General features: G+C 46.2%; 18 protein-coding genes, 1 other RNA gene and 4 pseudogenes. 14 read left to right on the forward strand and 9 right to left on the reverse strand.

Annotation, left to right across the window (positions count from 1 at the left end; genetic code table 11):
- Positions 1-7 precede the first annotated feature (7 nt).
- The 4 genes and pseudogenes from D0A34_27150 (at position 8) to D0A34_27165 (ending at position 2817) form a co-directional block, all read left to right on the forward strand.
- Complete coding sequence (locus D0A34_27150; protein UNU22025.1) at positions 8-772, forward strand: methyltransferase domain-containing protein; 765 nt, start codon at positions 8-10, stop codon at positions 770-772.
- A 34-nt stretch (positions 773-806) separates the two neighbouring features.
- Positions 807-995: pseudogene (locus tag D0A34_27155) on the forward strand (SAM-dependent methyltransferase).
- Between the two features lie 57 nt (positions 996-1052).
- Positions 1053-1826: a class II aldolase/adducin family protein gene (locus D0A34_27160; GenBank protein ID UNU22026.1), complete on the forward strand. Its 774-nt coding sequence runs from the start codon at positions 1053-1055 to the stop codon at positions 1824-1826.
- A gap of 109 nt (positions 1827-1935) precedes the next feature.
- Positions 1936-2817 carry a TauD/TfdA family dioxygenase gene (locus D0A34_27165; protein UNU22027.1) on the forward strand — a complete coding sequence of 294 codons (882 nt, stop codon included), beginning with the start codon at positions 1936-1938 and terminating at the stop codon, positions 2815-2817.
- 36 nt (positions 2818-2853) lie between these two features.
- On the opposite strand, the gene D0A34_27170 is transcribed toward D0A34_27165, so the two are convergent.
- Positions 2854-3084 carry a hypothetical protein gene (locus D0A34_27170; protein UNU22028.1) on the reverse strand — a complete coding sequence of 77 codons (231 nt, stop codon included), beginning with the start codon at positions 3082-3084 and terminating at the stop codon, positions 2854-2856.
- Between D0A34_27170 and D0A34_27175 the strand changes: the two are divergent.
- Positions 3083-3824, forward strand: a pseudogene (locus D0A34_27175) (IS1 family transposase). The gene D0A34_27170 and the pseudogene D0A34_27175 overlap by 2 nt on opposite strands.
- 148 nt (positions 3825-3972) lie before the next feature.
- Here the strand turns inward: D0A34_27175 and D0A34_27180 are convergent.
- From D0A34_27180 to folD, 4 genes and pseudogenes are all read right to left on the reverse strand, one after another.
- Positions 3973-4770 (reverse strand): calcium-binding protein, encoded by a 798-nt coding sequence (locus D0A34_27180; protein ID UNU22029.1) that lies wholly within the window; start codon positions 4768-4770, stop codon positions 3973-3975.
- 76 nt (positions 4771-4846) lie between these two features.
- Positions 4847-5035 (reverse strand): annotated as a pseudogene (locus D0A34_27185) (bifunctional 5,10-methylene-tetrahydrofolate dehydrogenase/5,10-methylene-tetrahydrofolate cyclohydrolase).
- A 151-nt stretch (positions 5036-5186) separates the two neighbouring features.
- Entirely contained in the window at positions 5187-5960 is a 774-nt protein-coding gene (locus D0A34_27190; protein UNU22494.1) for a calcium-binding protein, read from the reverse strand.
- A 73-nt stretch (positions 5961-6033) separates the two neighbouring features.
- Positions 6034-6912, reverse strand: coding sequence for a bifunctional methylenetetrahydrofolate dehydrogenase/methenyltetrahydrofolate cyclohydrolase FolD (gene folD, locus D0A34_27195; protein ID UNU22030.1), 879 nt, complete (start codon positions 6910-6912; stop codon positions 6034-6036).
- Between the two features lie 151 nt (positions 6913-7063).
- Here folD and D0A34_27200 point away from each other — a divergent pair, with 151 nt between their 5' ends.
- Both D0A34_27200 and D0A34_27205 read left to right on the forward strand, forming a co-directional pair.
- A complete protein-coding gene (locus tag D0A34_27200) occupies positions 7064-7489 on the forward strand; it encodes a DNA-binding protein (GenBank protein UNU22031.1) in 426 nt (141 codons plus the stop codon).
- Between the two features lie 221 nt (positions 7490-7710).
- A complete protein-coding gene (locus D0A34_27205) occupies positions 7711-8133 on the forward strand; it encodes an NUDIX domain-containing protein (protein ID UNU22032.1) in 423 nt (140 codons plus the stop codon).
- A gap of 97 nt (positions 8134-8230) precedes the next feature.
- Here the strand turns inward: D0A34_27205 and D0A34_27210 are convergent, their stop codons facing one another.
- Positions 8231-8779 (reverse strand): 3-isopropylmalate dehydratase, encoded by a 549-nt coding sequence (locus tag D0A34_27210; protein ID UNU22033.1) that lies wholly within the window; start codon positions 8777-8779, stop codon positions 8231-8233.
- Positions 8780-8957: 178 nt separating this feature from the next.
- Here D0A34_27210 and D0A34_27215 point away from each other — a divergent pair, with 178 nt between their 5' ends.
- The 3 genes from D0A34_27215 to D0A34_27225 all read left to right on the forward strand — a co-directional run bounded on the left by D0A34_27215 (position 8958) and on the right by D0A34_27225 (position 14714).
- Positions 8958-9833 (forward strand): hypothetical protein, encoded by an 876-nt coding sequence (locus tag D0A34_27215; protein UNU22034.1) that lies wholly within the window; start codon positions 8958-8960, stop codon positions 9831-9833.
- Between the two features lie 533 nt (positions 9834-10366).
- Complete coding sequence (locus D0A34_27220) at positions 10367-12592, forward strand: GAF domain-containing protein (protein UNU22035.1); 2226 nt, start codon at positions 10367-10369, stop codon at positions 12590-12592.
- A 442-nt stretch (positions 12593-13034) separates the two neighbouring features.
- Positions 13035-14714, forward strand: coding sequence for an AarF/ABC1/UbiB kinase family protein (locus tag D0A34_27225; GenBank protein ID UNU22036.1), 1680 nt, complete (start codon positions 13035-13037; stop codon positions 14712-14714).
- 70 nt (positions 14715-14784) lie between these two features.
- Here the strand turns inward: D0A34_27225 and D0A34_27230 are convergent.
- A pseudogene (locus D0A34_27230) lies at positions 14785-15062 on the reverse strand (hypothetical protein).
- Positions 15063-15683: 621 nt separating this feature from the next.
- On the opposite strand from D0A34_27230, the gene galT reads away from it, so the two are divergent.
- Positions 15684-16769 (forward strand): galactose-1-phosphate uridylyltransferase, encoded by a 1086-nt coding sequence (gene galT / locus D0A34_27235; protein ID UNU22037.1) that lies wholly within the window; start codon positions 15684-15686, stop codon positions 16767-16769.
- Between the two features lie 29 nt (positions 16770-16798).
- Positions 16799-17923 (forward strand): M24 family metallopeptidase, encoded by a 1125-nt coding sequence (locus D0A34_27240; GenBank protein ID UNU22038.1) that lies wholly within the window; start codon positions 16799-16801, stop codon positions 17921-17923.
- Between the two features lie 314 nt (positions 17924-18237).
- Here the strand turns inward: D0A34_27240 and ssrS are convergent.
- Both ssrS and D0A34_27250 read right to left on the reverse strand, forming a co-directional pair.
- A non-coding RNA gene (ssrS, locus tag D0A34_27245) (6S RNA) lies at positions 18238-18424 on the reverse strand.
- 50 nt (positions 18425-18474) lie between these two features.
- On the reverse strand, positions 18475-19737 hold the full coding sequence (locus D0A34_27250) for a 5-(carboxyamino)imidazole ribonucleotide synthase (protein ID UNU22039.1): 1263 nt from the start codon (positions 19735-19737) through the stop codon (positions 18475-18477).
- Between the two features lie 338 nt (positions 19738-20075).
- Between D0A34_27250 and D0A34_27255 the strand changes: the two genes are divergently transcribed.
- Positions 20076-21356 carry a phosphoribosylamine--glycine ligase gene (locus D0A34_27255; GenBank protein UNU22040.1) on the forward strand — a complete coding sequence of 427 codons (1281 nt, stop codon included), beginning with the start codon at positions 20076-20078 and terminating at the stop codon, positions 21354-21356.
- A 170-nt stretch (positions 21357-21526) separates the two neighbouring features.
- Positions 21527-23713 carry a sensor histidine kinase gene (locus D0A34_27260; GenBank protein UNU22041.1) on the forward strand — a complete coding sequence of 729 codons (2187 nt, stop codon included), beginning with the start codon at positions 21527-21529 and terminating at the stop codon, positions 23711-23713.
- The last annotated feature ends 94 nt before the right edge of the window (positions 23714-23807 follow it).

Genomic DNA, 23807 nt, shown 5'->3' on the forward strand with positions numbered 1-23807 from the left:
AGAAGAGATGTCACAAGATTTTTGGAATTCAGTGCTTTATGAGGGAAATCATGCTTTTGTTTGGCAGTACGGTGAATCGCTTTTGGAGTTACTCGCTCCGAAGGCTGGTGAACAAATTCTGGATTTGGGCTGCGGTACGGGACAGTTAACTGAAAAGATTGCTCAAAGTGGTGCTTTTGTGCAAGGTATTGATTCATCTTTGTCGATGATTTCTACGGCAAAAGTTAACTATCCTCACATTAATTTCGCTGCCGCCGATGCGAGGAGTTTTCAAATAGAAGAGCCGTTAGATGCTGTGTTTTCTAATGCGGTTTTGCACTGGATTAAACAGCCGGATGCTGTGATTAATTGTGTGGAAAAAGCGCTGAAGCCGGGAGGTCGTTTTGTAGCTGAGTTTGGCGGTAAGGGGAACGTGGGGGCGATCGTCCGGGCGCTTTTGAGTGTTTTGTCGGAAATTGGCTGCGAGGAGCCTGAAGCGCTTAATCCTTGGTATTTTCCGAGTATTGGCGATTATGCTGGGCTTTTGGAAAAGCAGGGATTTGATGTAGGTTATGCCGTTTTGTTCGATCGCCCGACTCCCCTAGAAGGCGGCAGCGCGGGTATGGTAAATTGGATTGAAATGTTTGCTGGCGGGTTTTTGTCGGGGTTGTCTGAGGATGTGCGATCGCACGTAATTAACTCCGTTGAAGAGCGTTTGCGATCGGCGCTGTACCGCGATGGTAATTGGATTGCAGATTATCGCAGAATTCGCGTAGTTATGGTAAAATGGTAATTGGATTGCAGATTATCGCAGAATTCGCGTAGTTATGGTAAATTGGATTGAGATGTGTGCGGGCGGGTTTTTGTCCGGGCTGTCTGAGGATGTGCAATCCCAGGTAATTAACTCCGTTGAAGAGCGTTTGCGATCGGCGCTGTACCGCGATGGTAATTGGATTGCACATTATCGCCGAATTCGCGTTGTTGCTATCAAGAATTCCTATTTAAGTTTTGTATGAAGATCAAAATTAGGTTAAAATAACCGGGCCCTGTCAAATTAAGTTGACACGCATTCTATGCCTACCTTAAAAGAACCTCAATCCATCTTCCAGCCTCCGACCTTTGCTACGGTTGAGGAAGAACGCCGCCATCGCAAGCAGCGCCTTGCAGCAGCCTTACGTCTGTTTGGACACTTTGGGTTTAGTGAGGGCATCGCAGGACACATTACCGTCCGCGACCCTCAACACCTGGATTGCTTTTGGGTCAATCCGTTGGGTAAACACTTCAGTCTCATCCGGGTCAGCGACCTGCTGCTGGTGAACCATCAAGGTGAAGTTATAGAGGGGCACAAGCCTATTAACAGGGCAGCTTATGCAATCCATTCTCAAATTCATGCAGCCCGTCCTGATGTCGTGGCAGCAGCACACGCTCATTCAATTTACGGCAAAAGCTGGTCTAGCCTCGGTCGTCTCCTCGACCCCCTCACCCAAGATGCCTGTTCCTTCTACGAAGACCACAGCCTGTTTAATGACTACAGGGGAGTAGTTCTCCAACTTGAGGAAGGCCAGCGCATAGCAACAGCACTAGGGGAGAAGAAAGCCATTATCCTCCGCAACCACGGTCTACTCACTGTGGGTCATTCAGTTGATGAAGCGGCTTGGTGGTTTGTCGCAATGGAACGTTCTTGTCAGGCGCAGTTGATGGCAGAGGCGGCTGGCACCCCCATCCTCATCGACTCCGAAAATGCTCGTCTGGCGCAGCGCCAGGTAGGCTCACATCAGGTAGGCTGGTTTAGCTTTCAACCACTTTACGAATTAATCGTACATCAACAACCTGAACTGCTGGAGTAAGGTAGGTTTGATGTATTTTGAATAGAGGACTATTTAGAAATATCAAGGAATCGGCAGTGATTGTTTCAACCACACTCTGTACAAAGTAGAAAATAGCTAGGAGATAGAGATGAAGATAAATACACAGCTTTTATCAGAAAATGTTGGTCAACAAATCATCAATACAGATAATATTAATATTTTAGACCTGAACCGGGAAGAAATTATTAACCTGTTTAAATCTTATGGTTTCTTGCTGTTTAGAGGGTTTGAAAATAGTGTTGACACTTTTACCGAATTCACTAACTCCCTTAGTAAAGATTTTCGGGATTATAGCGGAGGCGTCTTTAATCGCCGAGTAATTAATGGGAATGCAACTCTATTAACCGTCAATGATTTTAAGGACGAGATTAAATTGCATGGAGAAATGTACTATCAACAAGATATTCCGTTGATGCTTTGGTTCTTCTGCGCTCATCCAGCATCACAAGACGGTGAAACAATACTATGTGATGGTAGGCAGTTGTTTAATGAACTCAGTAGTCCACTCAAAGAGTTATTTAGTAATAAAAAATTAAAATACTTTGGTCATTTGGCTAAGGAGGATTGGCAAAAAAAATACAAAACTGATGACTTAAGAGTAGTAGAACAGATCTGTAGAAGCAATAATGTACTATTGCAAATAAACGAAGATGAATCAATCGATTATCAATTTATTTGTCCAGCCATACACCCAAGTAGATGTGGAAAATATCCGACCTTTATCAACAGTCTATTGGCAGCAAAACATAGAAATCCCAACACCCCTTGCTTTGATGATGATTCAGAAATAACTGATGATATTGTGTCTGAGCTTAATGAAGTGGCTGAGAGAATAACTACAGAGATATCGTGGCAAACAGGGGATATCCTAATGGTTGACAATACTAGAATCATGCATGGCAGAAGAGCTTTTTCTGATACTCAACGGGATATTTATTTGCGGTTATGTTCTCCAGCGTTTCCATTCTAAATGCAACTCCCCGCAATCAGGGTAAGAGCATCTCAATCAGGCTTGGCACAAGGACTGGAGAATTTTCATCATGTAGTCATCATTCATCGCAGCCCGTAGTCTTTTCTGTCGTAAGCTACGCTTGAGAGTGGTTTCTTGATTAACAGCATAAAGAGCCATCCGTCTGAATACAGCCAAGTTCCGAGGGCGGTTAAACGAGCGGGTAGTCCTAAAGAGGAAAGGGTGAGAGAATGGAAGTGCTGTGACTCTAATGTTGTTTGTCTGCATGTCTACCGCTCTGCCTATCTGTCCGAATTGTCAGTCTGACGCTGTGATGAAAAACGGTCGAACTCGGCATCAGAAGCAAAATTACAAATGTCGAGACTGTGGACGGCAATTTGTCGAAGATCCGCAGTGGCGGATGATTAGCGAGGAAACTAAAGGCATCATTGACCGATTGCTCTTGGAGAAGTTGTCGCTGGCAGGAATTGCCCGTGCCTTGGAGATATCAGAACTGTGGGTGCAACAATACGTTAATGCGAAATACCAACAGGTAGAGCAGGAGGTGCAAGTGCGCCCAAAGCCAAAACGCCGTCTGACGGTGCAGATGGATGAATTGTGGTCATTTGTCGGCAACAGAGGCAACAAGCAGTGGGTGTGGCTTGCCCTCGATACCCAAACCCGTGAGATCGTCGGGGTGCACATCGGCAATCGCAGTTCCGGATCAGCACAAGCTGGCGTTGCAGTCGATGCCCCCGGTTTACCGCCAATGTGCCGTAGTCTACAGCGATTTCTGGTCAGCCTATGCGGAGGTCTTACCCAGCAAACGGCATTATGCAGTGGGCTCATAAACAGGAAAAACCAGCTACATTGAACGCTTCAATTGCACCTTGCGTCAGCGCGTGTCGCGTCTGGTTCGTAAAAGCTTGTCGTTCTCAAAGAAGTTAGAGAATCACATTGGAGCAATTTGGTTATTCATCCACCATTACAATGCTTCGCTTCCTGTCTGCTCATCCTTTCCTGCTTAGCACTACCAACGAGCGAATGCGACCTTAAGCTTGATTAAAAGCAGTAGGGTGCGTCGCCACCCTTAAATATTCAAATCCGATATACCATCTCACAACGACGCACCCTAGTTCTGATAAGTTTTTCATGCCACCAGTGATTGTCCTGAAATTATAAACCCTGAACGGAAACAATCCTGCTTTCTAGTTCATTAGGCGTTACAGCCTCTACAAAACCTAAAATCGCGTTAGAATTTCTGACTCTGATTAGAGTTCCTGAATAAACTCCGGTAATTCCGCCTCTGGGTTGAGTTGCTGAAGCAGATCCACTTGCGCCGGCCGGACCTGGAGGGAGTAATGGTTGTAAAGCTTGTGGGAAATCGATCGTATATGTTAATGCCACATTCTGTACCGGCTCCAACACTATATCATTGACCCTTAAGTCACCCGCTAATCCAATGCGATCTAAATCAGGATCAAAACTTTCGATTATATCACTAGAATTGATATCTGTAGTGGCAGGGTCTATTCCCAGAACGCATAAATTATTGCCAAACCCACAACTTAATAAGTCTGTGCCCAAGCCGCCAACCAGAGTGTTATCCCCCCCTGCGCCGCTTAAAGCATCATTGCCTCTCCCCCCAAATAAAATATCATCGCCAGCCTCTCCAAGAATAAAATCAGCATCTAGACCACCACTGAGGGAGTTATTCCCCTCCTGTCCAAACAAGGCATCTCTTCCTTTTCCCCCCAATAAAGAATCGTTGCCTGCAAAACCTGTGAGAATATCTTCCCCTTCATTTCCCAGGATTAACTCGCTAGCCTCTGAGCCATTTACTGTATCGTCGCCATCGAGCGCCCAAGCTCCTAAAGGAAAATTTGTTAGATCTCCAGGAAAAAGTTGAATGAATTCCGAGGTGTTGTCGCCAATTAAGCGCAATGCCCCTGACGCATCCGGTTTTAAAGCCATAGTTAAAATCTTTGTGTGTTGGTAGATTACTAACCCTACTAATTGAGCCAATACTGGCTCACAAGTGGGTCATAATTCAATTAGAACCGTATTCAATATAACTCGAAACGGTATTTTCCAAAAGCATAGCAACAGTAATCGGCCCGATTCCTCCCGGCACCGGCGTGATAAATCCGGCTACTGTTTTAACAGCATTAAAATCCACATCTGGGACCAAACGACTCGTACCGTCGGGATTGACGACGCGGTTGATACCGACATCAATATAATAGTCACTTTTTACACAACCGATAGTAGTAAGGTGCGTATTTCGCACCCTACTACTAGCGTTTCTGCGTAACTCCTCTAAATATCAGGAGTTAATTTGTGGCTAACAATATTATAAGTTTGTCAGCTTACCACTGATTGTCCTGAACTTAGAAACCCTGAACGGAAACAATGCTGCTTTGTAGTTCATTAGGCGTTACATCCTCTACAAAACCTAAAATCGCGTTAGAATTCCTGACTCTGATTAGAGTCCCTGAAGCAGGTCCGCTATTTTCCCTGGCCCGCTCTGGAGACAGGAGTAGTAAAGCTTGCGGCCCATCGAAACTAACTGTTATTGTCACATCCTGTACCGGCTCCAACACTATATCATTCACCGTTAAGCCACTGGCTAATCCAATTAGATCAAAACCAGGATCAAACAATCCGATCAGATCACTAGAATTGATATCTGTAGTGGCAGGATCTATTCCCAGAACGCATAAATTACCGCCAAACTCACAACTTAATATATCTCTGCCCAAGCCACCAACCAGAGTGTTATCCCCCCCTGCGCCCTCTAAAACATCATTGCCTCTACCCCCAAATAAAATATCATTGCCTAAAAGATTATCGCCAGAGTCTCCAATAAGCCAATCAGCATCTAGACCACCACTGAGGCAGTCATTTCCATCCGCTCCATACAGGCCATCTCTTCCTTTTCCCCCAAATACAGAATCGTTGCCTGCAAAACCTATGAGAAAATCTTCCCCTTCATTTCCCAGGATTAACTCGCTAGCCCCTGAGCCATTTACTGTATCATCGCCATTGAGTACCCAAGCTCCTAAAGGGAAGTTTGTTAGCTCTCCAAGAGAAAGTTGAATTAATTCCGAGGTGTTGTCGCCAATTAAGCGCAATGTCCCTGACGCATCCGGTTTTAAAGCCATAGCTAAAATGTTTGTCTGTTGGTAGATTACTAACCCTAATTGAGCCAATACTGGCTCACAAGTTTGCCCCTATTCAATTAGAACCGTATTCAATATAACTCGAAACGGTATTTTCCAAAAGCATAGCAACAGTCATCGGCCCGATTCCTCCCGGCACCGGCGTGATAAATTCGGCTACTGTTTTAACAGCCTCAAAGTCAACATCTCCGGCCAAACGACTCGTACCGTCTGGATTGACGACGCGGTTAATACCGACATCAATTACTACTGATCCAGGTTTGACCATATTAGGTGTAATCATTTCTGTGCGGCCGACTGCGGCTATTAAAATATCGGCTTGATTGGTAATAGATTCTAAGTTTTGCGATCGCGAATGAGCTACAGTAACAGTACAATCGGCTTCTAACAGCATCAGCGCCATCGGTTTACCTACCAAAATACTCCGTCCCAAAACAACGGCATTTTTTCCTTTCAAATCAATCTGGTATTCTTGCAATAACCGCATCACTCCGGCGGGAGTACAACTCCGCAAACCTTGCTCCCCGCGCACGAGACGGCCTAAATTTACAGGGTGAAGTCCGTCAGCATCTTTGTCGGGAGCAATTTGGTACAGCAGCCCAATTGCATCTAAGTGTTCTGGTAGCGGTAATTGAACTAAAATGCCATCTACTCGATCGTCCTCGTTGAGTGCACGAATTGCAAGTTCTAGTTCGGCTTGAGTAGCGTTTGCGGGGTAATGCTGGCCGAAGGAAGCTATGCCAACCTTAGCGCAGGCTCGCTCTTTGTTGCGAACATAGGCTGCGCTAGCTGGGTTGTCGCCCACCATCAGCACCGCAAGTCCGGGAGGACGCCCCTTTTGGGGTTGTAGGGCGCGGACTCGATCGCTCAGCTCGGTTTGAATCTTTGTGGCTAAAGCTTTGCCATCTAGTATTTGAGCAGTTTTGGCATCCATTGTAGACTCTGGGTTAGGGGCTGACGATTTTAGATTTTAGCTTAATCCCCGTCAAGGACTACACTAGAGAAATTTCTTACTTGCGATCGATTCTTTGGATTCTGTTAAAGTAAGTCGTATCTCACATCTCAAATCTCCAATCAGTTGACCAATGACTACTGCAATTAAGCAAGTTTGGGTTCAAAGATTCTGCACCGGCTCTTTATCGCTAATCCTCGCCAGCGGTTTTTTCAGTTGTGGCAATTTACCTCTGTCTCAACTTAATCTTGGTTTTAATGTGGCTAGCATTGGCGACGTTCAACAAAAGCGGCAAGTGGATGCTGAAGTTTATCTCCGGGGAAAGGTGGAAAATCGCGCTCCGTTTGTGGGGAATGCGGCTTATCAACTTGAGGATGGTACTGGCAGTATTTGGATTTTAACCACGCAAGATTTGCCCCAGCTTGGCGATGAAGTGTTGCTGAAGGGAGAAGTCCGCTACAAAAGTATTACTCTGAAGGAATTGGCAGGAAAGGATTTAGGTGAAGTTTATGTTGAGGAAATGCAACAATTAAAGCGCACTCCAGCGGCAAATAAATAAAAATACGAAGATGCTAATTTATTTCCATGAGTAAGTCTATTTCCTAAAAATCAAAGGTTTATAGTTGTGCTTGGGCGATTTGGAGCTGTTTATTTATCTTCAAAGTTCATTAACCATAATATTATGGTCGGGGCGGGTTTACCTATATTTTTGGTTAATTTTACAGATGTTGGTGAACCCGCTCCTACAGCAATTTCTTCCTTCTCTTTTCTTTCTAACACATGACTAAAATTCACGTTGCGATCGCGATTTTGTACCGAGAGGGCAAGTTTCTCTGTCAGTTGCGGGACGATATTCCTCATATCAGGTATCCCGGACATTGGGCTTTGTTTGGCGGACACTTGGAACCCGGGGAAACGCCGGAAGTTGCTGTAGTGCGGGAATTATCAGAGGAAATTGGCTATGCTCCTGCAAGTGTTTCTTTTTTCTGTTGTGATGTCGAAAAAGATGTGGTTCGCCACGTTTTTCATGCACAACTTAGTGCGGATGTCAAGGATTTAGTTTTGCTTGAGGGGTGGGATATGAAGTTGTTGACACCCGAGCAGATTCGGGCTGGCAAATGCTATTCTGAGCAGTCAAGAGATGTGCGACCTTTTGGCATTGCTCACCAGCGTATTTTATTGAATTTTATTGAGTCGATTTGAGAAAATTTCCGCGCCCCCTAGATGGGAGCGGTTTGAGCTGGGAGATATTTGTAAGGTGCGCCCGGTGGTACACCCTACATTGCAGGGGTTTTAAAAGTTAAGAGCGAGCGGCAATCATTCCTGTTTGGCGCGCGTAGTCAAACAGCCCTCCGGCATCTATTACAGGCCCTACTTCTCCTAAAGGTTTGAGCGAGAAAGTTTGATCTAGAGTGTGGTTGACAATTACCTCTGCTGTAAAGTCGATCGTCACTTCTTGCCCCGTAGCAAACAAGTCGCAGAGCCGCTCCACTGATTCGATCGGGTACAATTCGCCAGTAGCCGAGCAATTGCGAAAGAAAATGCGGGCGTAAGACAAAGCCACCACCGCTGTGACGCCGGCGGCCCCGAGAGCTATCGGAGCGTGCTCCCGCGAAGAACCGCAGCCAAAATTTTCGCCGGCTATGATAATCGGATACCGGGTTTTCTGTTCACCGGATTCGATAAACTTACCGTAGCGATCGGGCAACCCAATCATAGCGTAACTGCCTAGTTTCTCGTACTCATCCGGCTTCGAGGGAACCAGGGTCAGGTATTCGGCCGGGATAATTTGATCTGTATCGATGTTGTCGTCTACAACAAAAATTTGACCGCTAATTACTTTACCCATAGTTTATTTCCTGTTAGCCTCGCTCAATGCTGTGGTGATAATTTTAAGTGGATCGGTATGCAAGATTTGCATCTGTTCATTTTAACCTGGCAGTGTCAGTGATAACCTGTATTAGTAAAAATTAGATCCGAGACTTTGGGTTAACAATTAACAGATTGCTAAGCGTCAAGATAGTTTTATGACCAATCCAATAGATGACATTGCTCGACAAGCTCGCGAGGGCTCGGTTGCATCGATTATTCAAATCCTTAATGACGAACTGGCACAGGTAGGGGTCAGGGCCCGAGCTGTGTTTGCAGACGGGGTGCTGCAACTGCTGTGCGAAGCTGCAACGCCCCAACTGCTCCAAGAGTCTAGTTTGGTCGATCGAGTCCGAGAAATTTTGGAACGCATTTCGCCCCACAATATTCGCCGAGTCAACATCAACAGCCGGCTTGTCCGAGAACACCAACTGCTGTGGCTCGAAGAAATTAGTCGCGATTCGGAGAATCAACTGCTGTGGTCTCAAGAAATTAAACTCAGAAAACCGAATTTGTTCAAGCGTTTAGCCACCGCCCATCACGAACGCCAAGCTATCTCCGGCAAGCGGGCTTTGCCGAGAATGGCTGCACCTCGCTCGATCCACGAACCCCGACAATTTCAGCGCGGTATTGTCGGCGGCATCAGCTTGACGGTGCTGTTACTTGCAGCAGTGGCAGCCATCTACAAAGGACTCAATTCCCAAGTGCCAAACAGCACACAAGCCACCACCCAAGCAGTGGCAACTGCCCCTCCCTCGGAGGCAAAACCTGCTTTGAAAATTTCTAAGGAGACTGTTAATTCTGCTGTTGACTCTTTTGCCCAAGCAGTGCGAGTAGCCGAACAAGCAGCCACCGAGGGCAAAACCGCTCAATCTCGCGAGGATTGGTTAGTCGTAGCTGCTAAGTGGCAGCAAGCTTCGGATTTGATGGCCGCCGTGCCCTCCAAGCATCCCCGCTATACAATGGCTCTGAACCGGACTGCACTTTACCGCCAAAATAGCGATAAAGCCCAACAGGAAGCACAAAATAAGTAAGCAGGTAGGTGGGATAAATTTAACCAGAGACTTCGCTGCACGGCTCTAGGTGTTGTGAAAAATGAGTTTTTGAGCAAAAACTCGAAAACTCTCAACTATGTTATGATTGAGAATTTTTTGATTGAGAATTTTTGCGATCGGCGTTACTCGATCGGCGGATTTGTATCAAAATAAAAATTTGTTAAGATCACTAACTTAAATAGGAAACATCACACAGTGAGAAGAGGGGTGTCACTAAGCGGTCTCTAGAAAAGCTTCATACTATACAATAACAGTCAAAATTAGCGGGAATGGGATTGATAATCATCCGGTAAAGGATGGTAAAGTTCATCCCGTACAGATCGAAGGGTAGAAAACGGGAAAATAGAACTCAGTCAGCTCGGGGTATATTTTCAGATATCTAGTGACCCGCCGACAGGCTGCACAAACACAGAAAGCAGGGTCATAACTGTCAAGCCGACAGTTATGGAAAGGTTCTATATTTGTTGCAGCAGGAGCCGGGTCAAACATCTTAGAATAAAGGCTTGGTTGCCATGATCGATTGCCAGGGAAATCAAGACTTTAGTCCGATCGACCGATCGCCGTCCGAGTCTTGCACTTTGCATTTACCGCAAATCCCAGAACCAGTATCAATCCCAAAATTTCTGGATCGTCTTATGCAGTTCCAGGTCGATCCTGCCCTTCTCGGGCGACAAATTTGTCAAATTCTCGCGACCAGCTTTGATGGAGAAATCCTGCTCCAGCAAATAGCCACCACTTTGGGGGTTGCGTGGGGGGCAGATTTCTGTTTGGTTGCTGGTGTGCTTGACCAGAAAGTAGTAAATCCAAATGCTTGCTGGCAAAATAGGAGCGATCTCCCCTATTTGGCCGGTGCTGTGGATTCCACCGAAACACCCGAAGACCCCCAAACCCCAAGATTAAAACCGCCTAGCATATCACTCGAACATCCCGCTTGGGCAAACGTCCTAGCAGACGGCGAGATAGTGGCGATATCCGATTATCTTGATAGTCCGGCAGCTTCATCGCCCAATTCTCCTGTGACTGCGCTGCCTTTTCGGGCAATTTTGGCAGGGCCTGCGCGATTTGGAGGGGCTGTAAATGGCATGGTGATTGTTGGTAAGTCGCAAGCTCATGAGTGGTCGGTAGCCGATCGGCAGCGCCTTGAAGCAGCATCAGACGCGATCGGCATCGCGATTTCTCACATTCAAAAAACTCAAGAAATTGCCACCTTAAAGGAACAGTTACAGCGACAAGCTAAATACAAAAATCTACTCAGGTCAGTTGCTGCATCGATCGACACAAATTCAGAAGTCGATCGAAGATTGCAGCAAGTTGTTGAAAATACCGTCGATACCCTGGAAGTAGATAGAGGCCAAATTCTGCTATTGAAATATACAGATCCTTTATTTACAACTCGCTCCCCCAATCAAACTCCCAAAGCGAAAGTCGAATTAGTTTGCGAATCCGTTGTAAAAAAAGCTCCAAACAAACAGGCAATAACACAAAGCGCTACTGGGAAAAAAAGCTCAACATCCAAAACAAAAAACAAGAATAAAACTGCTAATTCCCAATCCAAAATCCCCAACTCAAAACCAAATAACTCTCCCGCTTTTTGGCTGTCAGAATCTAATTTGTGCCGCCAAGCATTCCACAGCGCAGCCAAACCCCTCGCCCTCGCTGACGCAGGCGCATTAATCGGCAAAGAACAAGAAGCAGCCAAAGAAATTTTGAAACTCCAAGGCATTCGCGGCTTGCTGCTGGTTCCCCTCACGGGCGGTTGCTGCCAGGAAACAGTTTTGGGTTTCTTGGTTTTGCAGCAGTCCGAGCCGCGCACTTGGACCCCGGAAGAATTAGAAGTTCTGGAATCAGTCAGCGCTCAAGCGAGCAAGATGATTATCCAAACTCAAACGCTTAAGGAATTGCAAACCGTAGTCTTAGACAGAACCTCTCAGTTGCAGCAAAGTCTAGACGTGCAGGGGAAACTGTACGAACAATCTGCCAATCAGCTAGAGCAAATGCGGAAATTGAAGCTGATTAAAGACGAGTTTCTCAGCACTCTGAGTCACGAGTTGCGTACCCCTTTAACAATCATGAAGCTGGCAATTCTGATGCTCAAACAAGCTGAACTGCCGTCAGCGAGTCGGACTAAGTATCTCGACATTCTAGAACAGCAGTGTTCTAAGGAAACTGCTCTGGTTAACGATTTGCTGGCCCTCAAGCAGTTTGAGCCTCAGCAAGTCCCGATTTCTCTAATCAAAATCGATCTCAACCGTTTATTGCAAGATTTAGTTAGGGATTTTGAAAAACAGTGGGCGGATAAGCAATTGACTCTGAAGGTGGATTTGCCCAAGTTAACCCCTTGCTGGGAAACCGACCCGGACATTCTCAATCGGGTGCTGCTGGAACTGCTGACGAATGCTGGAAAATACTCTGCTTCTGGAACGGCGGTAGTTTTGGAGGCGTCTGAGGCAGCCGGCTATATTGTCCTGAGCATTTCTAATTTCGGGCGCGGCATTTCTGCGGGTGATTTACCCCACATCTTTGACAAGTTCCGCCGCGGCACTGGCATTACTGACCAAGCTATCGCCGGTACGGGTTTGGGTCTGGCTCTGGTAAAGTCTTTAGTGCAGCACTTGAATGGTACTATTGATGTATCTAGCTGTCCGGCAGAAAGTTCAGAAGCTGACAATTTGTGGCGTACATCTTTTACTCTGACTCTGCCGCAATTTGCAGCGGAACTCTCTAATGTAGAAGAATAGTTCGGCTGAGAAGGTGCTGGGAATTGGCACCGAACAGGCGAAACTAGAAAACTTGCCAGAAGAGGGAGAGTTGGAAATGTCGTAAACGCTAGCAAGTCCTCTGTTTTGAATTGTTGGTCTGGTTGCCGTCTAAATTGCCGGTTCTCGATTACTGATTTTCCCGAGGGCTTATATTATGTCTGGTTATTGGCCTGTAATTAGCGCGTGTTTGTAGTGAGTACGACTGTCCTGTATTTATGAATTAATCAGGACTTGCATTACTTACTAGGAACTTAATTATAATTGTATAGTCGGAGATGATCTTACGCAGCATAGACCAAAGAAACTGAGTTTTTTAACTGTTTCAAAGGCCTGCAACCCGTCTTTTCGTACAAGCCGGTTTCTGCGTCCTGGATTGTCCCCTAAAAATTGTCACGGTGCATGGAATTCGATAGCCAATATTATGCTCACAAAAGCTGCACCTAAAACCCTGCGTTGGCAACGTTCTAAATATTCGCCACTGGCACGGCAAATAGACATTTTTGCAGCGGCGGGAAAGTTTATGTTTTTTTTGTGGTGGGATGGACTGCTGCAAAATAATTCTCCTCATACTAGAAGAATTCGCGCTCATTGGTTGGTCAATACTTTGCTAAATTTAGGCCCGACTTTTATTAAAATCGGGCAGTCTCTCTCGACTCGGGCGGATTTGCTACCGCTTGAGTATGTGAAGGAACTCGAACAGTTGCAGGATCGGGTTCCTCAGTTTAGTTCCGAAGAGGCGATCGCTCTTGTAGAATCAGAGTTAGGCAAGGATATTTATGCTTTGTACCGCGATTTTAACCCGTCGCCGATCGCTGCTGCGAGTCTGGGACAGGTGCACAAAGCTAGGCTGCACACCGGGGAAGATGTGATTGTGAAGGTGCAGCGTCCGGGTTTGGAAAGTTTATTTGATTTGGATGTGAAGGCGGTGCGCCAAGTGATGCGTTTTTGCGATCGCTATTTGCCTGGGACGCGCAAATATGACCTGGAATCTATTTATCACGAGTTTTTTAAGATTTTATATCAAGAAATTGACTACGTGCAAGAAGGTAAAAATTCCGATCGCTTTAGCCATAATTTTCGAGAATATCCTCAAGTTATTGTCCCGAAAGTCTACTGGCAATACACTACTAAAAAAGTGCTGACTCTAGAATACGCACCAGGCATTAAGGTGGACGATCGCATTAGTTTAGAGGCGATTGGAGTGGATATTGTGAAGCTCAATCAACTCGGAATTTGCTGTTATTTAAAACAGTTGTTAATTGACGGTTTTTTTCAAGCTGACCCGCATCCGGGAAATTTGGCGGTAACAGAAGATGGTAGCTTGATTTTTTACGATTTTGGGATGATGGCTGAGATAAAGTCTCTGGCTAAAGACCAAATGGTCAAGACTTTTTTTGCTGTGATGAGGAAGGATACTGACGAGGTACTCAATACTTTAATTTCGATCGGCTTAGTTGAGCCGATGCCAGATATGATGCCGGTACGCAGGCTGATTGCTTTTCTGTTGGATAAGTTTATTGATAAGCCGATCGACCTTCAAGCTTTTAATGAAATTAAGAACGAACTTTACATCATGTTCGAGCAGCAACCGTTTCGCTTGCCCGCAGAAATGATGTTTATTGTCAAGTCCGTGACGACTCTCGACGGCATTGCTAGAACTCTCGACCCTAACTACAATTTCATAGCCTCCGCTCAGCCTTTTGTCAAGAGTATTGCGGTGAGCAAGGGGCGGGGAAATGCGATCGGAGAATTGGCAAGGCAAGCGCGAAGTTTTATTACATATAAGTTACGGCAGCCGAGCAAATCGCAATTTTTTCTCAAGCGTTTGGAGCAGCGAATTGAAGAGGGCGAACTGCAAATTAGAGTGCGAAATATCGAGAGCGAAAGAGCCTTGAAACGCATTAATTTAGCTTTGAAAACTCTAATTTTCGCTTGTCTGACTGGTTTTGTGTTTTTGTCGGGTGCAGTGCTGCTAGTGGGCGGATATCAAACGGGGGCGATCGCAGCTTTTGCGGTTTCGGGATTCGGTGGCTTGTTTGTGTTGCGCTCGTTGTTAGACTTGTTGGTTAAGGAAAAGCTCGATCGAATGGTCGATCGATAAATATACTGGGTAATTGGGAATTGCGATCGTAGTCAGGACATTAGCCCTGATTAAAAAAACTAATGCTGACTCATGTCTCCTGCATGGGTAGGTTATTTAATGCTATCCAACGCTCATATTCCGATTCTTCAGCCACTAACTCTGCTTCTATCTCTGCTCGATTTTCGTGATAATAAGTCAGTGCAGGATAAACCTGCGCTAAGCAGAGATGATCCAATTCTGCTGCTATTTAGTCAGCAATATTAACTTGTTATATAACGCTGTAATTCGCTGCACTAATGTGGCAGTACCTGGAATAATAGGGATACAATTGCGAAGGTGTGGAGCGCGGATAATTAAAGTGGCAATATCCGTTAAATTTAGCCTAGGCGAATCAAAGGTTAAAAATTAAGTAGTCCTGCATAGTCAGTATAATTAAGGCTTTTATTGGATAGCTCAACTGGCGTTATACTCATCAATAAAATACCAAAGAGCTGCCTCTAATATAGGAGAGTATTTTAAAGTGGTATTTTTTTTATTACCGACTATATATTCTTTGTATCAGAGTATTATTAAATCTTTCTATATAGTTAGTCTGACCACTATCCTTTCCTACTGCTATATCTTGTTAAACAGGAGAATTGGTGATTTTTTGAGCCAGCAAGTTTTTAATCTCGTGAGGCTCACTCTTGATGAGAGAAAAAGGAGATGCCTTTTTTGGCACACTATATATAGTGGGCCTGCGTAAGTCCTGTCAAAGCTAAAGTCCTCTTAGATATGACTCAAGAACTCATTAGTCCTCATAGCGAGCTCTTTAGCTAAAAACCCCGTGGGTTTCGACGCCTGGCGGACTTGCGGACGGTCGACTGACGTTGGTACTGCAAAGTAAACTTGTTAAAATAATTTGCGACTTTAGGTAGGGGCGGATGCTCAAAGCACGAAGTTATACTCCTAACATATATTAAACGCGATCGCCCGCCCCTACAAAAAATGTACGCCCAAACATTGCTAAAACCAGACGGCCGCCCACTCACACTCTACAGTCGCTACCCAATCCCAGAAGGTATCGCGGCCGTAAGTCCCAGCAATGAACCCGTAGAGGCAAACCCCCACTTTCGGTGGCATCCTTTGCGAGGGGAATGGGTAGCATACGCCAGCCACCGTCAGGGAAGAACTTTCATGCCGCCGCCGGAATACAACCCGCTGGCAGCTACAATTAACCCTAAGTTTCCGACAGAATTGCCGCCGGGAAAGTACGATGTAGCAGTGTTTGACAACCGCTTTCCCTCGATGACTGTGCAAGCAAAAAATGCACCTGCAAATATTGTCGAAACTTTGCCCGCCAAGGGCATTTGCGAAGTCGTTGTTTTCACTCAAGATCCGCTGGCTTCCTTGGGTTCTTTGGAGTTATCTCACTTGGAATTGCTATTAGAAGTATGGGCCGATCGCACTTCAGTTATTGGCAGCAATCCCGAAATTCAATACGTCTTGCCATTTGAAAATCGCGGCGTTGAAGTCGGAGTAACTTTGCACCATCCCCACGGTCAAATTTACGCTTATCCGTTCGTGCCACCGGTGCCGGCACGGATGTTAGAATGTCAATCGAGTTACTATCAAAAAAACAGTAGCGGTTTGCTGCAAGATTTGATTCAAAAAGAGATTTCCGACAAACAGCGAATTATTTATTTAGACGAAGAGGCGATCGCCTTTGTCCCCGCTTGTGCCCGCTACCCTTACGAAGTGTGGATTGCCCCGATCGCCCCCGCTGCTACATTTATCGATTTGACGGAAAAACAGCGGCAATCACTCGCTAAGGCCTTAAAAACAGTCACCCTCAAATATGACGGTTTGTGGCATCGCCCATTCCCTTATTTGATGGCTTGGTTTCAAGGGCCCACAGACGGGAAACCCCATCCAGAAGCGCATTTGCACGCCCAATTTTATCCGCCCTATCGATCGAGCGAGCGGCTAAAATACCTAGCAGGAACCGAACTCGCCGCCGGAATGTTTGCCAACGACGCTTTACCCGAAGAAAAAGCTAAAGAATTGCAAGCCGTATCGGTCAATCTATCTTAGATTTTAGATTTTAGATTTTGGGTCAATATATGATAAACTCATTCAACAAAGAAGTCGATATAAAACTCGAATTCATCCGCAAAGCCTTAAACGAAACAGGAGCGATCGCCCTTCGCTTGCGAGGCACTGACTGGTTTGCCTGGGCCACAGCCGGCGGTTCTCATACAGTATTGCTAACTGCAGAAACCGGAGTTGCAGAAATATTAATTACTGCGGAAAACGCTTGGGTTCTCACCGATGAAATCGAAGCTCAACGCTTGCAGGACGAGGAAGTGCCAGCCAACTTTCAAATGCACATCTATCCTTGGGCTGATGTTGCACAGCGCGAAGCTTTCGTCAAAGAAATTACTGGTGACGGTAACGTCATGAGCGATCGGCCAATTTATCCCAAAGAAACGCCAATAATCGCATCTTTACAGTCTCGCAAACAGACAATGATGTCAAGCGAATTAGAGCGATATCGCCGAGTCGGGCGTTTAGCCAGCGAAGCCATGACAGAGGTACTTTCCGCAGCCAAACCAACATGGACAGAATATCAGCTAGCGGGAGCCGGTGCAGAGGCTTTGTGGGCGAGAGGTTTGCATCCAGCCCTGACATTAGTTGCTGGAGAAAGGCGTTTACCAATGTACCGCCACGCCACAGCTACCGCCGAACAAATTGGACGACAAGCAATGTTAGTATTTTGCGCGAGGGGATGGGGTTTGTATGCAAATTTAACCAGATTTGTCTGTTTCGATTTTCTTGGGGAAAAGTATTCAGAGTTGCACCGACAAGTCAGGGAAATTGAAGCAGTGGCGCTAAATTTTTGTCGGCCGGGAGTAACGCTGAATGCGGTTTATGATACGCTTAAAACTGCTTACGAAGAGCACGGATATCCTCAAGCAATTGCGGAACACCATCAAGGCGGAACTACCGGATATTTGGCGCGGGAAATTGTGGCGAATCCGGCTACTTCAGATATTTTGGCAGAAAATATGGCTGTGGCTTGGAATCCGAGTTTGTCGGGAGCAAAAATTGAGGATACGTTTTTAATTCACAGCGATGGAACGTTGGAAAATTTGACTTTTGATCCGAATTGGCCGAGTGTAGAAGTAGCGGGAAGGTTGCGACCAGTACCGCTGGAAATATGGCACGATCGACCGTCGTCAATTTAACTTATCGCTTTATTTTTATCTCAGGCGTGATCGACAAGTCATATCAATTCCGGTTGCACTCCTCATCAGGGCTTGACGAGTGACTGTCAGTGGAAAAACTGAATGATTGTTAAGTTTTGACTGTTGACTCGCTTTTATTATTCCTTCCGATGCAACCGGAAACGATATCCTTGCTAAGGCATTATTTAGAATGAAATAGCCCTGTCTAGAGGAGTTTAGGCAAAACTTGAAGATCTAGTATGATAAAGGCGTTTATCTCAAAAAAAAATAGGCTAGCCATATTTCACAGCGCCTATCTCAATCGAAATTTTAATGGCTCCCCGCAACGCCGTCTTACCTCAGCTTTTGACCTGGTATTTTACCAGGTGGGTACCGTTGGCTCGGACTTAAAGTTTCTGGGTACAAGCCCAGTTTACTGCTGTCCAAACATCTTGATTCCCGAGAGTTAAGAGTTATAGATCAAAAAAACATTATTGGCAGTCACCAACGTCGCAGTAGAACCTTTATTTAATATATACCAACTAACCAAATTTTGGCAAGCTTCGAGCAATTTAAGTTGCATACCAGATGGATTCTACGGTTTGAGCGAGATCCTCTGCTGAGGAGCGCCCCTGAGCCACCTTGTCCGCGTCGAGCACAACTGTAACGTGACCGAGTTTCCGGCCGGGACGCGATTCTTTCTTACCATACCAATGTACAAAAGCACCGCTAATTTGTGCCAGTTGTTTTCTTTTTGCTAAATAATCGGACTGGGCCGACTCGTAGCCTAGCAAATTTACCATGACAGCGCCTGCACATTTCAGAGCCGAATTGCCTAAAGGCAGTTGACAAACTGCGCGCAAATGCTGTTCAAATTGTGAAGTTTCGCAGGCATCAATGGTAAAATGTCCCGAGTTGTGAGTGCGGGGTGCAATTTCATTGACTAACAGCTTATTATCGGCGGTTAAAAATAATTCAATGCCGAATACGCCGACAGCTTGCAAACTGTTGAGGAGAGTGCGAGCGATCGCACAAGCTTCTGTTTTCACATCTAAACTAATATCAGCAGGCGCAATCACCAGATGACAAACCTGATTTTGCTGCTGAGTTTCCACTATCGGATAAATCGCAATTTCGCCATTTGCTGATCGAGCCGCAATCACTGCCAATTCGCGATCGAACGGCACAAACTCTTCCACTAGCAAAGACTGACCTTGGAGTTTAGCACGAATTGACTCCAAACTCCCCCGATCATTAACAATAAAAGTACCTTGGCCGTCATAACCGTGGCGGCGAACTTTGACGACAAACGGAAAGTCGATCGATCCAGCATCCGAGTCTCCTTCCATCTGCACGCTGTCGGAAACCGAAATTGCCGGAAAGTCGATCGCCACCGCCTTAAACAATTCTGGGGGCAAATCCGCGCTGCCATCCCATTCCCAAAACCTCGGAGTTGGTAAACCCAAACCTTGTAAATAACAGCGCTGAACGTACTTATCCAACAAAGGAGAAAGCGACGACAAACTCGGCTGAAATAACACACCTTGCTGTTCTAGTGGCCGCAAACCATCCAAATCTACAAACTCATTTTCAAAAGTAATAACATCGCAGCCAGCCGCCAATTGAGCCGTAGCCAAAACATCATCAACAGCAGCCAAAACAACACCAGCAGCAACAGAAACTGCCGGGTCAGTAGCATGGGGAGTTTGTACTACCAATTCAATACCTAGCGCCCTAGCAGCATCCCCCATCATCGAAGCTAGCTGGCCACCGCCGACAACGCCCACCCGCTTAAATTTGGCAGACGAACTCGCAGCGGTTTGATTTGATTTCATGTGAGTAAAATTCCGCAGAGTCAACCTGCCTATCTTATCGCTATTTGCCCCCGGATGAATTACAGTAATTGAAGAGTTAAAAGCCAGAAAAGAGTTTTAATTGCAGGATTAAATCGAGGCAGAACCTAGAAAAATTGTGCAGCTAAAGTCTTTAATTATTGCACGCTCCCAGCCATAGAGAAACAGCCGTCGAACCCCACCCCTCCAGAAAAGTGCCACATCTAGCAATTCCCTAGCGCCAAGCATGGCATAATTGACAGCACTGCAAAAAGCAGATAGATAGATGCCAACACTGAAAATCAGACATTCAGGGAACAAAATTCATAGGTGAGGATACTGTGAAAGTTTTAGTTGTGGGAAACGGAGGGCGCGAGCACGCGATCGCAAAAAAACTGCTAGAATCTACGCGGATTAAACAAGTATTCTGCGTACCGGGCAACGGCGGCACAGCTACCACCCAAGGCTGTCAAAATCTGTCGCTCAACATCGACGACTTCCAAGGCATCGAACGCTTTGTGATGGTCAACAACATCGGATTAGTCATCGTCGGCCCCGAATTGCCCCTATCGCTAGGCATCGCCGACTATTTCCAACAGCGAAAAATGATGATTTTCGGCCCCACAAAAGCCGGCGCCCAAATTGAATCCAGCAAATCCTGGGCCAAAGAATTGATGCTCCAAGCAGGCATCCCCACACCCAAAGCTGCCGTATTTACCGACGCAGAAGCAGCAAAAGCATACGTTCTGGAACAAGGAACCCCAATAGTCATCAAAGCAGACGGACTCGCATCAGGCAAAGGAGTCACCGTTGCCACCACCGTCAAAATGGCTCACAGCGCCATCAACACCATTTTCCGAGGCGAATTCGGCACCGACAACATCCGAGTCGTCGTCGAAGAATTCTTAACAGGTCAAGAAGTCTCGATTCTCGCCCTCACCGACGGCATCACAGTGGAACCGTTGTTGCCGGCCCAAGACCACAAAGCTATCGGCGAAGGCGACAAGGGAGCCAACACCGGCGGTATGGGAGCCTACGCCCCAGCGCCCATTGTCACCCCGGAACTCATGGAAAGGATTCAAGAAGAAATTCTCGAACCCACCCTCGCAGCACTGCAAAAACGCAAAATCGACTACCGGGGTGTACTCTACGCAGGTTTAATGATTACCCCCGACGGAGAACCCAAAGTCTTAGAATTCAACTGCCGTTTCGGAGATCCCGAAACTCAAGCGGTTTTGTCACTGCTGGAAACTCCTTTAGAAGACTTGGTGCTCGCCTGCTGTCAGCAGCGTCTCGGTGAATATTCTATTCGCTGGAAGTCGGGGGCCTCTGTTTGCGTAGTTTTGGCTTCTGGGGGCTATCCTGGAAGTTATCAAAAAGGCAAAGTTATTACAGGTATCGAGGAAGCTGAAGCCAAAGGAGCAGAAGTGTTTCACGCCGGCACCCAGTTGAAGCAGCAGCAGTTGGTGAGCGACGGCGGCCGGGTTTTGGGCGTCACTGCGACGGGAGAAACTTTGGAACAAGCTATCTCCAAAGCTTATGCAGCGGTTGATTGTATCGAATTTGAAGGGGTCTACTGCCGTCGGGACATCGGTCGCCGAGCTCTGGGCGATAAAAATTAGGAATTGCGACATCGGCCGCCATCCCACAGCCAAGCAATCTCAATGTAGAAATGTAACAATGAAGTTTGGTATCTCTGCGGTGGCGGTAGCGGACAAGTCGCAGCAGAAAATTTGATCGGGAGCCAACGGAATTGATCTTGCTTTTAATATTGAACGGGTGAACTGGTGAAATGCTGGCCATACTAAACAAAATCGGAGAAATTATTGCCCGCTGGTGGTCGGATTTTACCCTCCAGACCCGCCTGATGGCCGCTGCTACCCTCGTAGTGTCGTTAATTATGAGTGGCCTCACATTCTGGGCCGTGAATACTATCCAGCAAGACGCCCGACTTAACGATACTCGCTACGGCCGCGACCTCGGCCTGCTGTTGGCGGCAAATGTGGCGCCGCTGATTGCCAAAAACGATCGCTCCGAAGTAGCCCGCTTTTCTCGCCAATTTTACAGCAGCACCTTCAGTGTCCGCTATATGCTTTACGCAGACGAAGCGGGGGATATTTTCCTGGGGATACCCTTTTCCGAATCCGAGGTGGAAACTTCCCTGACGCTGCGCCGCCAGATCAAACTTCCCGATAATTTTATCGCCGATATTGAGGCGAGAAATTTAACTTCTTTGCCTTTGGTGCGGCAGCACTTGACGCCAGATGGAGAAGTTACCGATGTATTTGTGCCGTTAATTCATGAAGACAAATATTTGGGAGTTTTGGCGATCGGCATTAACCCAAATCCCGCAGCAGTTATCTCTTCAAATCTGACTAGGGATGTCACTTTAGCAGTATTTGTCACTATTTGGGTGATGGTAATTTTGGGAGCTGTATTTAATGCCCTGACAATTACTCAGCCGATCAAACAATTAGTCTTCGGGGTCAAAAACATTGCCACCGGTAATTTTAAGCAGCGAGTTGACCTGCCTTTAGGGGGAGAATTGGGCGAGTTAATCGGCAGTTTTAATGAAATGGCCCAGAAACTCGAAAGTTATGAAGAACAAAATATTGAAGAGCTGACAGCAGAAAAAGCTAAGTTACAAACTTTGGTATCAACGATTGCTGATGGCGCGCTTTTATTAGACGCAAACTTGCAGGTGATTTTAGTTAATCCGACAGGGAAGCGGATTTTTGGATGGGAAGGCAAAAAGGCGATCGGAGTAAATGTCCTGAACATTTTGCCTTCGGAAGTGCAGCAGGACTTGGCTAGACCTTTGCAGGAAATAGCTGCGGGCGATCGCGAAGGCGGCGAATTTCGCATCTCGATGAGCCAACCCGTTAACCGTACAATTCGGATTGTTTTAACTACTGTCATTCTGCACAAAGCGCCAGGGGCGGAACCGCTGTGCAAAAGCTGCATCCGCCATGAGGAAGATACCTGTACCGAACCACAACACCCGGTAGCTGTAGAGTGTACTTTCTACGAGCAAACCTCGAAGCATCAAGGTTCTGGACATTACCGGGAAAGTCTCAAAGGCATTGCAATGACTGTGCAGGACATCACTCGGGAAGTAGAACTAAATGAGGCTAAAAGCAATTTTATCAGCAATGTTTCTCACGAATTGAGAACACCTTTATTTAATATCAAATCTTTTATCGAGACTCTCCACGAGTACGGAGAAGACCTTCTAGAAAGCGAGCGCAGGGAATTCCTAGAAATTGCCAATCGAGAAACCGATCGACTAACTCGTTTAGTTAACGACGTGTTAGACTTGTCGCGACTGGAATCCTGCCGAGTTTATCACTTGGAGGCTGTTGACCTCCCGCAAGCTGTGGAACAAACCCTGCGGACTTATCAGTTAAATGCTAAGGATAAAGGCATTGAATTAGAGCAAGAAGTTGACCCGTATTTGCCACCTGCTTTAGGTCATTACGATTTGTTACTGCAAGTATTTGCAAATTTAGTAGGAAATGCCTTAAAATTTACTCAGTCCGGCGGCAAGGTGGCCATTCGAGCGTATTTGCTAGAGCCGGAGGTGCCCACCCACAAAGACGGTCACTCCCTCAACCAAAACTTGTCACCGGATGCCAAACATTTTCCGGTAGTGCGGATCGAAATTTCTGATACTGGAATTGGCATAGATCCTGAAGACCAACAAGCAATATTCGAGCGCTTTTTCCGGGTAGAAAACCGAGTACACACTTTAGAAGGAACGGGATTAGGTCTTTCTATTGTCAGAAACATTATTGACAAGCACCACACTAAAATTAATTTAGTTAGCGAAGTTAATGTGGGTACGACTTTCTGGTTCGACTTGGCAGTTTATCAGCCGAAACAAACACTAGAGATGGAAAATTCTTTGCCCGTAGAAGCAACTGTGGAGAGTGAAACAAGTTCGAGTCATCTTATATCGATTCCGGTTGCACCGGAATGATTGTTGACTGTTGACTGTTGACTGTTGACTGTTGATTAGGAATCAAGAAGAAAGCAGATTAGTTAGATTGGGATTTTTTAACCGCAGATATTAG

The sequence above is a fragment of the Microcoleus vaginatus PCC 9802 genome, from assembly GCA_022701275.1.
Taxonomy (GTDB): domain Bacteria; phylum Cyanobacteriota; class Cyanobacteriia; order Cyanobacteriales; family Microcoleaceae; genus Microcoleus; species Microcoleus vaginatus_A.